This window comes from Ralstonia sp. 24A2 (genome assembly GCF_051783885.1).
Lineage (GTDB): Bacteria > Pseudomonadota > Gammaproteobacteria > Burkholderiales > Burkholderiaceae > Ralstonia.
Genome location: NZ_JBPVZD010000002.1, coordinates 165,122 through 176,861, shown reverse-complemented (window position 1 = coordinate 176,861; position 11,740 = coordinate 165,122). Strand labels below are relative to the sequence as shown.

At 67.5% G+C, this 11,740-nt stretch carries 7 protein-coding genes; 6 read left to right on the top strand and 1 reads right to left on the bottom strand.

Features of this window, described 5'->3' with window-relative positions:
* Positions 1 to 6: 6 nt before the first annotated feature.
* The 6 genes from ACS13N_RS05650 (at position 7) to recQ (ending at position 10,778) form a co-directional block, all read left to right on the top strand.
* Complete coding sequence (locus tag ACS13N_RS05650) at positions 7 to 4,755, top strand: alpha-2-macroglobulin family protein (RefSeq protein WP_438930755.1); 4,749 nt, start codon at positions 7 to 9, stop codon at positions 4,753 to 4,755.
* Between the two features lie 7 nt (positions 4,756 to 4,762).
* Entirely contained in the window at positions 4,763 to 6,484 is a 1,722-nt protein-coding gene (locus ACS13N_RS05645; protein WP_438930754.1) for a DUF2300 domain-containing protein, read from the top strand.
* An 8-nt stretch (positions 6,485 to 6,492) separates the two neighbouring features.
* Positions 6,493 to 7,284: a YfaP family protein gene (locus ACS13N_RS05640; protein WP_438930753.1), complete on the top strand. Its 792-nt coding sequence runs from the start codon at positions 6,493 to 6,495 to the stop codon at positions 7,282 to 7,284.
* A gap of 5 nt (positions 7,285 to 7,289) precedes the next feature.
* Entirely contained in the window at positions 7,290 to 8,132 is an 843-nt protein-coding gene (locus ACS13N_RS05635; protein ID WP_438930752.1) for a YfaP family protein, read from the top strand.
* Between the two features lie 26 nt (positions 8,133 to 8,158).
* A complete protein-coding gene (locus tag ACS13N_RS05630) occupies positions 8,159 to 8,749 on the top strand; it encodes a class I SAM-dependent methyltransferase (protein ID WP_438930751.1) in 591 nt (196 codons plus the stop codon).
* Positions 8,750 to 8,864: 115 nt separating this feature from the next.
* Positions 8,865 to 10,778: a DNA helicase RecQ gene (recQ, locus tag ACS13N_RS05625; protein WP_438930750.1), complete on the top strand. Its 1,914-nt coding sequence runs from the start codon at positions 8,865 to 8,867 to the stop codon at positions 10,776 to 10,778.
* Here recQ and ACS13N_RS05620 read toward each other — a convergent pair.
* The gene (locus ACS13N_RS05620) at positions 10,775 to 11,698 is read right to left on the bottom strand and encodes a LysR family transcriptional regulator (protein WP_438930749.1); all 924 of its coding nucleotides are present in this window, start codon (positions 11,696 to 11,698) and stop codon (positions 10,775 to 10,777) included. The two genes, recQ and ACS13N_RS05620, sit on opposite strands and share 4 nt — an antisense overlap.
* Between the last annotated feature and the right edge of the window lie 42 nt (positions 11,699 to 11,740).

Below are 11,740 nucleotides of genomic sequence, written 5' to 3'. Positions count from 1 at the left end.
TCATTCATGTCGTTCAATCTCGTTGCCGTCGTCTGCCTGACAGTGCTGGCCTTGGTCGGCCCTGCGCATGCGGCCGACGCGCCAGAAAAGCCGAACCCCACCTTCGCCGATGCGCCCCCCAGCGGCTACGAGCCGTTCAAGGGTCAGCCGTTCTTCCTGCTCTCGGACGCCAGCTACGGCACCGACCAGGAAGCGATGGTCCGCCTGGAAGCACCGGGGCGTGAGTACAAGGACGAACTCTCCCGCTACGGCGGCGCAGACATCCTCGTCTACCGCGTGCCGCAGCCGCTTGAATTTTTGAAGGCGCAGAAGAACCTGCACCGCATTGACGTCAAGGCCAACTACACGGGCGAAGGCCTGGCCAACACGCTGGCGTATCTGTGGGATAACTGGACGCGCCAGGCCCGCCGTGCCTGGCAGCGCGTGCTGTCGTTCGCCACGCGCAGCAAGGCCGTGGAGACCGCGCCGCAGTTCAGCATGGGCGACCAGATGATCGCGCCCACACGCTTCTCGAACAACCCGCAGTACGCGCCGCTCAAGGGCTATGAACTGCTCGGCCGCTTCCGCTACCCGATCTGGGATGCCAAGCCGATCGCGCCGCCCAAGGACGTGAAGCTCGAAGGCAGCAGCAGCGAGTGGATGCCGCAGAACGCCGGCAACGTGATGATTCCGGTGGGCAAGTTGCCGGCGGGTTTGTACATTGTGGAAGCCGTGATTGGTGCGTACCGTGCGCACACGCTGCTGTTCGTCTCGGACACCGTGGCCGTCACCAAGGGCACCTCGCAAGGGATGATGGTGTGGACGGCCGAGCGCAAGAGCGGCAAGCCGGTGAGCGGATCGTCTGTGAGCTGGACCGACGGCGTCGGCGTGCTCGCTTCCGGCACCACCGATAGCGACGGCACGGCTGATTTGCGCCACGTCTCGCCGGAACGCAGCTACGTGATCGGCAACGACCGCGCGGGCGGCGTGTTCATCTCAGAGAATTTCTATTACGACAGCGAGATCTACAACACCAAGCTGTACGCCTTTACCGATCGCCCGCTGTATCGCCCGGGCGATGAAGTGCGCGTCAAGTTCATCGGCCGCAACTTCAAGAACGCCACCGAGTCGACCGTGCCCGCTGCGGGCGATATCAAGCTGCAGGTGCTCGACCCGAACGGCGCACCGGTGGCGACGTCCACCACGCGCCTGGCCGGCGAGACCGGTGCCGATGCGCGCTTCATGCTGCCGTCCAACGCCCCGGCCGGCGGCTACTCGCTGCGCTTCGACTACAACGGCGGCACCTACGGCGGCGCCTTCCGCGTGGCTGAATACATCAAGCCGCACTTTGACGTGAACCTGTCGCTGGACAAGGCCAGCTATGGTACGGGCGAAGCGGTCAAGGGCAAGATCAGCCTGCGCTATCCGGACGGCAAGCCGGTCAAGAACGGCAAGGTGTCGGTCAGCCTGCGCGCGCAGCAGGTGACGATGGTGGAGGGCGAGCTGCGTTACGCCGGCCTGTTCCCCGTCAAGCTGGAGCAGCAGGAGCTGACCACCGACGGCGATGGCAATGCCAAGCTGGAGTTGCCCGCTGCTAAGGAACCGAGCCGCTACGTGGTGACCGTGTTCGCCAACGATGGTGCGGCCTACCGTGTGAAGGTCACGCGCGAACTGCTGATCGCGCGTGGCGCCACGCCGTACAAGCTGTCGACCACGTCGAATTTCACGACACCGGGGCAGGACGTGTCGTTCAACCTGACGCCGATGCCAGTGGCGGGTGGTGCCAGTGGCGCCTCAGCGCCTCCCGCCAAGTGGGACCTCGTGCGCCTGGAAACGCGCGCCCGCACCGAAGGCACGGTGGCTCCGGATGCCAAGGGCAATGCCACCTTCCCGGTCAAGTTTGACCAGCCGGGTTCGTACACGCTGTCGGTGCGTGATGCGGCCGGCAACTTGCTCGCAGCCGCCAGCCACTGGGTGGCCGGTGACGGCGTGCAGACCGTACCGGGCAATATCGAGATGGTGTTCGACCGCGATCGTTACCAGATCGGTGATACGGCCGAGGCACTGATCACCTTCCCGCTGCCAGTGGATGACGCGCTGCTCACGCTGGAGCGCGACAAGGTCGAGCGCCACGGGCTGCTCTCCAGCCCAGGCGACTGGCTCAGCCTGAAGAAGGTCACGCCCACGCAGTACCGCGCGCGCATCAAGATCGGCCCCGACTTCGCGCCGAACATGACGTTCTCGGTGCTGTACGTGCGCGACGGCGACATGGTGTTCCAGAACGCCGGTATCGTCGTCACGCAGCCGACGCTGGACCTGACCGTGCGCGCCGACAAGGCCGTCTATGCGCCGGGCGAGACGGTCACGCTGGACCTGACCAGCGCGCTGGCGGGCAAGCCGGCGCAGGCCAACCTGACCGTGTCGGTGGTCGATGAGATGATCTACGTGCTGCAGCCGGAAGTGGCCCCCAGCATCGTCGACTTCTTCTACCACCCGCGCCGCAACAGCGTGCGTACCACGTCCAGTCAGAGCTTCATCAGCTACGACCTGGCGCTCGCCTCGCTGCCGGGCAAGCCGGGTGGCACCTACGGCCGCCATAACGAGCGCGGCGTGAAGGTGCTGGAGCGCCCGCGTCGCGACGAGCAGGACACCGCTGCGTGGGTTGCCAACCTGCAGACCGATGCGGATGGCCGCGCGCGTATGACCTTCAAGATGCCGGACTCGCTGGCACGCTGGCGCATCACGGTGCGCGCCGTGTCGACCACCGGCGCCTCGGACGGCATCGTCGGCCAGCGCACCGCGAGCATCCGCTCCGACAAGCCGCTGTATCTGAAGTGGACCGGCCCGCAGCGCTTCCGCGAGAGCGATCAGCCGCGCCTGGACATGGTCGCCTTCAACCAGACCGAGAAGGACATCACCGCCGACTGGATCGTCTCGGGCGCCGGCCTGAACATCAACCAGCGCGTGACGCTCAAGCGCGGCGCCAACTACCTGCGCGCGCCGGTGATGGCACTGCAGGCGGGCGTCATCAATGCCGAGCTCAAGCAGGGCGATGCCGTATCGGACCGCCTGCAGACCACGCTCAAGCTGGATGCCACCGGCTGGCTGGCGGACCGTGAAAACGTCGTCCCGCTCACGCAGCTGCAAGGCACGCGCCTGCCGTTGGGCCTGCCCGCCGATGCGCGCGACGTGCGTCTGCGCGTGGTCGGCAACACGGCCAGCCAGTTCGCCCGCGTGGCGGACGACCTGATCGAGTACCCGTACGGTTGCGCCGAGCAGACCGCCAGCCGCCTGATTCCGCTGGCCCTCGCGCAGCAGAGCCTGGCTGCCACCGGCACGCGTCTGGGCGATGGCGGTCCGGCCGGTACGCAGGGCGTCGACGCGTTGTTGCGCACGCAGCGTCAGCGTCTGGCATTGCTGGCAGGCACCAACGGTACGTTCGGCTGGTGGGGCGAACTGACCACCAGCAGCGCGCTGATCACGTCGTATGCGTACTACGCGGATTGGCTGGCCAGCCGCTCGGTCGGTATCAGCCTGCCGGCGGACAACTGGAAGCAGGTGCTCGAAGCCTACAAGCGCACCAGCCAGAACGAGCCGCTGCTGCACCGTGCGCTGGCGCTGTGGTTTGCCAACGAGATGGGGCTGCCGGTAGCAACGCCGCTGTCGGGCGTGGCCAACGAGCTTGCCCGCAACGCCAAGGCTCAGGCCGACGCCGAGCCCGCTGCGAGCGACAGCCTCATCTTCGTCGCGCCGGATTCCACGCGCGGCCGCCAGGTCGCAACGGTGCTGACCGCGCAGCTGATGCGTCAGGTCGGTCAACCGGTGCCGGAAGCGCTGGTCTCCGCAGACATCGCGGCGCGCAGTGCGCTGGCGGCAGATACCTCGCCGCTGGTGCAAAGCCTGCTGCTGATGGGTGGTGGCCGATCGGCTGCCGACCCGGCACCGCTGCTGGCCCGCGCCAGTGCCGCCATGCCGACGATGGACCGCGCCATCGCGCTGGTCTGGCTGCAGAAGGGGCTGGGCGGTCTACAAGGCGCGAGCGTTGCTGCCATCCAGCCGGCAGTGTCGGCCGGTGGCTGGCAGGCGACGCGCTCGCCGGTGGGCGTACCGACGTGGCGCTGGACGGGGGCCCAGGTGCCCGCCGCGCTGGACCTGACGACCGCACCGTCTGACGTGACCACGCAATCGGCCATCGTGTCGTACCGCAGCCGCGCGCCGGAAGCGTCGAAGCTGCCGATCACCGTGGAGCGCAAGCTGTACCGCCTGGAGCCGATCGACTCCACGCCGGCCAAGGCCGACCCGAAGGCGCCCAAGCAGCCGGCGGCGGACGCCAACAGCAACGGTATCGCCTTCACGGCCAAGCCGGTCAAGCCGGGCGACACGCTTGACAGCAACGCGCTCTACGTCGACGAGATCGTGCTAACGCCGCGCCAGGGTATGTACCGCTACGGCCTGGTCGAAGTGCCGCTGCCGCCGGGCGCCGAGGTGGAAGCCACCACCTGGGGCATCCAGATCGACGGCCTGAAGGGCGAGCCGAACGAAGGCAACGGCCCGCAGGCGTTCGAGCGCAAGGCGGCCTACGAGATGGGGCAGCTCTCGTACAACCAGCCGGTGCCCGCGCTGGAGCGTCCTACTGTGCTGCGCCAACTCGTGCGCTTCTCGCTGCCGGGTCGCTTTGCGCTGCCGCCGGTGCGTTACTTCCGCATGTACCAGCCGGAAGCCAAGGCGTTGCAGGGTGACGGCAACACGGCCAGCTATCCGTACAAGGTGGAGTGAGGCGGCCATGCGCTCTGGCCTGCTTGCGCGCAGTGTGCTGACCGGCCTGATCTGGGCTGGCGGCGCACTCGCGCCTGTCGGGCACGCGGTTGCCGTACCTGCCGCTGCGCCGTTGCCGCAGTTACGATTTGCAGTCTTGCAAGGCGATGAAGCCAAGCTCTGGCAATTCAGCGCCGATCCGTCTACCGGCATGCCGCCGGCCACCGCGTTGCCGCGCGACACTGAAACGCCGCTCGGCAGTGTCTGGAAGCTCTTCGTTTACAGCTACCTCGTCTCGCGTCGCATCAACACGCCCGACTACACGTGCCACGGCAACGATGCTGAAGAGGTCTACTGCTGCACGGCCGGCCAGAGCATCGACCGCGAGCGCGCGCTCATTCAATCCTGCGGCCGCTATTTCGAGCCGGCGCGACTGGGCCTCGATAGCGCCGACTGGCGTCGGTTCTGGCAGCAAGCTAACGCCCCAGCGTGGCTGCGCGACCTGCGTGCCATGCAGCCAGCGCGTCGCGTGCCTGTCTCCGATCTACTGACTGCATTGCACAGTGTTCCCGCCGATGGGCGAGAGACGGCTGCGCAAACGCTCGTTTCCGTGCTGACCGTGGGGCGAGGTGAGGGCACCGTGTCGTACTTCGGCGGCTTGCTGCGCGCTAAGACATGGACGATGCCTGACCCGCAGCGCTCCGGGGCGTCGATCGGCGGCGCGGCCGGCTGGCTGGCCGACGGAACACCCGTGTGGTTGGGTGGCGCGGGCTCCAGCAATCAGGTGCTGGCTGCCGCCGCACCGCGCCTCACACCGCTGATCGAGCAGACGCCCGTGCCCGATGACGATGCCTGCGTGGCGGTTGATTTCTTCACACGCTATCCCCTGCGAGAGGTGCGCGATGCTGACGGAAAGCCTGTCGGCCCCGGCCGTCTGGAAGGCCGCTACATCGTGCGCTTCGTCAACGGCAACACGCTGCCGATCGAGAGTCGCGGCGAGCTGACGCTCGCGCGCGAGAACAACGCGCCCGTCATCACCGGCCGGCTCGGCATGAACGACTACGTGGCGCGCGTCGTGGAGCGCGAAGGCACACTGGCCGAGCCGCAGGCCGCTCGCGCCCTGGCGGTGGCCGCACGCAGCTACCTCGTGCAGCACGCCTCGCGCGACAAGGGCTGCTACCGCATCGCCGACAGCTCGCGCACGCAGCGCGTGCTGCCGCGCCCGCCGGCGGCTGCCGCCCGCAACGCGGCGGAATTTACCGATGCGCTGGTGCTGGTCGGCCAGTCCGTGCAATACCACGGCACGATCAGCGCGCGCGGCCAGATGAGCTGGACCGCCGCGCGCGCTGCCGCCCAGCGTGGCCAGGGGTTTGACGGCATCCTCGCGCAGTGGTGGCCGCGGGCAACGCTCACGTCGTTCCAGAGTCCGGTGGCGGGCGATTGCTCGCCGGTGGCGGGTGCGCAGCAGTGGCTGCAGGCGCAGACGCCGCGCTGGTCCGCCCGCCTGGGCGCTGAACCCGGCTACGAGACGCCACCGTTGCCCGCCGTGTGCGTGGTGCACGAAGGCCGCCCGTACGCTGATGCGCGCCGCAACCGGCTCTACATCCATCGGCTCGCCAGCGAGGAGGACCGTATCGCGCTGGCGCACGAATATCTGCACCTGGCCTTTGCGCACCATCCGCTCGGACAGGACGAACAGTTTGTTGAGGCGACGGCGCGCCGCCTGATCCGAGGGGAGGGTTTGCTGTGAAGAGTGGGATGACGCGCTTGGGGCTGGGGGCCGCTGCGTTGCTGCTGGCGGCTTCGGCACTGGCAGAGCCGGTGGCCGATCTGGAAGGCCCGATCGGCGGCTGGCGCAACAGCAAGCTGACCAACGAGCTGGAGCAGTACACCGCCGCATACCCGAAACCGCCGGTCGATCGCGGTGCTCAGAAATACCGCACGCTTATCGCCGGACGCATTCGTGCCGCGGGCAAGCAACGCCGCCCGCCAGTGCTGATCGTCAACGGCAACGCCATGCCGCTCTATGGCGATAGCGAAGGCCGCTTCGCGCGCCCCTGGGCGTTTGGCCCGGGCTCGAACAGCGTGGAGATCGTCAGCCCCGACGGCCAGTCGCGCCAGCGCCTGCAGTTCTACGAGGCCGATACCACCAAGACGTCGGCCAAGCTGCGCGCCATCCTCACCTGGGACGACCCGCGCGCCGAGGTCGACATGCACGTCATCTCGCCGATTGGCGATCACGCGTTCTGGGCGCAGCCGCTGCTGTCCGATGGCGGCGGGCTCGACGTGGACAGCGTTGACGGCGCCGGCCCCGAGATCTTTTCCACCGCCGCGCCACGCCCTGGCGTCTGGCTGTTCTACGTGAACTACTGGGGCAACTTCAACGCCGGTGGCTACAACTTTGATGAAAAGGCGCACGACCGCGATCTCATCACCGCGCAACTGACGCTGATCTATAACGAGAACACGCCCAACGAGCGGCGCGAGTTCGTCACCGTGCCGCTGCGCAAGATCGGCGAGCTGGCGTTGATGAAATCGATCCGCTTCTGATGCTCATGATGCCTTCCACATTCCGCCTCGCATTCGCCGTCGTACTCGCCACGCTCGGGGGCTCGGGTGCTGCATTTGCGCAAACCGATACCGGCAATATCGAGATCACCGCGCCGCAGGGCGGCTGGCGCAACTCGGCCGGCGACGATTCGCGCTACACGCAGGACGTGCACTACCCAGCCGTGTCGGTCTCGACGCCGCAAGGGCAGGGCACCGCCTCGATGATTGCCGGGCGCATCCGCAACCAGCCCAAGGCCGCGGCACCCACGGACGAGAACAAGCCGCGCCGCCGTCGCGGGGCAGACGGCTCGTCGGTCGGTACGCTGATCGTCAACGGCGTGGCGATGCCGCAGCGTATCGAGGCGGACGGCACGTTCTCGCGCCCGTACGCATTCGGCGCCGGCAGCAACAGCGTCGAAGTGCGCAGCGCGCGCGGCGATGCCAAGCGCGTGCAGTTCTATGACAGCTACGCTGGCAAGCAGCGCCCGCGCCTGCGCGTGGTGCTGTCGTGGGACACCGACGGCACCGACCTCGACCTGCACGTCATCTCGCCCGACGGCCAGCACGCCTGGTATGGCAACCGCGTGGTCGAGAACGGCGGCGCACTCGACGTGGACGTCACCACCGGCTACGGCCCCGAGATCTATTCGAACCCGGCCCCCCCGCCCGGCACGTACCTCGTCTACGTGAACTACTACGGTAGCGGCAATGACCGCAGCGCCATCACCACCGCCACCGTCACCGTCATCACCGACGAGAACACGCCGTCCGAGCGCCAGCAGACCTTTGTCGTACCGATGCGCAAGGCCGGCGACCTGACGCTGTTACGTAGTTTCACGATGAAATAGGAACCGAGGCTCAGGAGCCCACCGCCATGGACACGCAGACCGTTGCCGCCTACGACACCCTTGCCGAGACCTTCGCGCAGGAGTGGCGCGAGCAGCCTGTGCCGGAAGACATGTACGCGTTGTTCCGGCGCGAGTTCAAGGCGGGAGGAGCCACGGCGGACATCGGTTGCGGCGCTGGGCGCGAGGTGGCCTGGCTCAACGCCAATGGCTATCCGGCTGTCGGTTACGACGCTTCGGCGGGGCTGCTGGAGGCGGCGCGTTCGCAGTATCCAGGGCTGTCGTTCCGGCGGGCGCCGTTGCCGGAACTGGTGGGCATTGCCGACGGCGCGTTCGATAACGTTGTCTGCGAGACCGTCATCATGCATCTGCCGCCCGAGCAGATCGGTGCAGCGGTGCGGCGGCTGGTGTCGCTGCTGCGCCCCGGCGGCACGTTGTACCTGAGCTGGCGCGTGACGCCCGACGCCGACCAGCGCGATGGTCGTGGCCGGCTGTTCACCGCCTTCGAGGCAGCACCCGTATACGAAGCACTGGCCGGCACCGACATGGTTTTCAACGAGGCGGCCGTCAGCCGGTCGTCGGGCCGGACGATTCACCGCATTGTCGCGCGCAAGGTCTGAAAGTCGGCTCTGACCACAATCCGATTCCCCTGATTGACCATCGACGGACGGGGTTTGTCACAATAGCGGTTTCGCCCAGCCCGCGCGCGTGACACCGCGCGCACCCGCCGTCCCGATGTACGACTCTCCCGCCATCAACCACGCGCTGCAGGCGCTGCCCGAAGACACCGCTGCCGCCACGCACGCCGTGCTGCACGATGTGTTCGGCTACAACGCCTTCCGCGGCCCGCAGGCGGAGATCGTCACCCACGTGGCCGATGGTGGCGATTGTCTGGTGCTGATGCCTACCGGCGGCGGCAAATCCCTGTGCTACCAGATCCCGGCACTTGTGCGGCACCGGCGCGGGCAGGGGGCGGGCATTGTCGTTTCGCCGCTGATTGCTTTGATGCAGGACCAGGTTGCGGCGCTGGAAGAAGCCGGCGTGCGTGCCGCCTACCTAAACTCCGCGCTGACGGGCGCCGAGGCCGCACAGGTCGAGCGCGATTTGGCGGCGGGGCGTCTGGACCTTGTCTACGTGGCGCCCGAGCGGCTGATGACGCCGCGCTTTCTCGACTTGCTGGAGCGCTCGCGCATCGGCCTGTTCGCCATCGACGAGGCGCATTGCGTGTCGCAATGGGGGCACGACTTCCGGCCGGAGTACATCCAGCTCTCCGTGCTGCACGAGCGCTTCCCGCACGTGCCGCGCATCGCACTCACGGCCACGGCCGATGCGGTCACGCGTGATGAGATCGTCGAACGGCTCGCGCTGACGGGTTCACGCGTCTTCCTCTCCAGCTTCGACCGCCCGAACATCCGCTACACCATCGTCGAGAAGGACAGCGCGCGCCAGCAACTGCTGCGCTTCATTCGCGCCGAGCACATGGATGGCGAGTCGTGCGACGCCGGCATCGTCTACTGCCTGTCGCGCAAGAAGGTGGAAGAGACGGCGCAGTGGCTGGCCGAACAGGGCATCCGCGCGCTGCCGTATCACGCGGGGATGGATTCGGAGATCCGTGCCCGCCATCAGGCCATCTTCCGCAAGGAGGAGGGCGTGGTGATGGTGGCGACCATCGCCTTCGGCATGGGCATCGACAAGCCGGACGTGCGCTTCGTCGCGCATTTGGATTTGCCCAAGAGCTTGGAGGGCTACTACCAGGAGACCGGCCGCGCCGGCCGCGACGGCATGCCCGCCAACGCGTGGATGGCCTACGGCCTGGCCGACGTGGTGCAGCAGCGCCGCATGATCGATGAGTCCGAGGCGGACGACGTGCACAAGCGTGTGTCGACTGCCAAGCTCGATGCACTGCTGGGCCTGTGCGAAGCCGCGAGCTGCCGGCGTGTGGCGTTGCTTGCTTACTTTGGCGAGAGCAGCCAGCCGTGCGGCAACTGCGATACCTGCCTGACACCGCCGCAAACCTGGGATGCCACGCGCGAAGCGCAGATGGCGCTGTCCTGCGCCTACCGCGTGCAGCAGGCCAGCCGCGTGAGCTTTGGTGCCGGGCAGCTCATCGACATCCTGCGCGGCAACGCCACCGAGCGCATCAAGCAGTGGCATCACGAGACGCTCTCCACCTTCGGCATCGGTGCAGAACTGTCCGAAGTGGCGTGGCGTAGCGTGTTCCGCCAATTGGTCGCGCAGGGTTTGTTCGCCGTCGACCACGGTGGCCATGGCGCGCTGATCCTGACCGACGCCGCACGCCCCGTACTCAAGGGCGCGCAGTCGGTGATCCTGCGTCGTCAGGCCGAGAAGGTTCGCGGTGCGTCGTCATCGTCGGCCAAGAAGGAGCGCCGCGCCGATCCGGCCGCCGACCTCTCCGACGAGGCGCAGGCGCGCTGGCAGGCGTTGCGTGTCTGGCGTGCTCAGACGGCGCGCGAACACAGCGTGCCGGCCTATGTGATCTTCCACGACAGCACGCTCGCCCGCATTGCCGAGACCGATCCCGACTCGCGCGACGCACTGGGCGAGCTGCCGGGCATCGGCATGGCCAAGCTCGACCGCTACGGCCAGGCGCTGCTCGACGTGCTGGAGAAGTGCCGCGAGCAAGCCTAAGCCGCCGCAGCGGGCAGCGGCCCCATGACACCGGTGCGTGTCAGGTGGTCGCCCAGGAAATCAACAAACGCGCGCACCTTCGGCAACAAGTGCACACGCTGCGTGAATACGGCGTGCAGCGGCACCTCACGTGCGGTGTAGTCCGTCAGCACCACCTGCAGCCGGCCAGCGGCGACGTCTTCGCGCACCAGATACGCTGGCCCCAGCGACACCCCCAACCCTGAGCGCGCCGCCTCGCGTAGCACGAGGCTGTTGTTGGCCAGCATGGAGCCGTTCACATGCGCGACATGGCGTTGGCCGGCTAGGTCGGTCAACACCCAGTCGTACGGTCCGTCGTAGTTGGCATAGACGAGACAGTTGTGGTCGCGCAAATCATCCGGTGACCGCGGAATGCCGCGCTCGCGGAAATACGACGGTGCGCCGTAGATGACGTGCGCGCAATTCGCCAGCCGCCGCGCTACCAGCGATGAATCCTCCAGCAGGCCGATGCGGATGGCGACGTCGATGCGGCCCGCCACCAGATCGGCGTAGCGGTCGTTCATGTCCAGGTCGATCTGCACAGCGGGGTAGCGCGCCTGGAACACACCCAGCAGCGGCGCCAGCAACGTCACCGCAAACGACGCCGGCGCCGACACCCGCAGCGTGCCGCGCGCCTCGTCGCGCAGGGCGGTCACGGCTTGCTCGGCGGCGTCCATGAGTGCGAGGCCCTCGCGGCTTTTCTCGAAGAAGGCGGCGCCCGCCTCGGTGAGTGACAAGCGTCGCGTCGTGCGTTGCAGCAGGCGTGTGTCCAGCCGTACCTCCAACCGCGCCAGCGCCTTGCTGATGACCCCGCGCGACACGCCCATTGCATCGGACGCTGCGGACAGGCTGCCGCACTCCACCACCCGCACAAAGATCACCACGTCGGAGAGCCGATTCATATTTGCGCGTTTCTGGAAACAATATGACGCCAGAGGCTACCT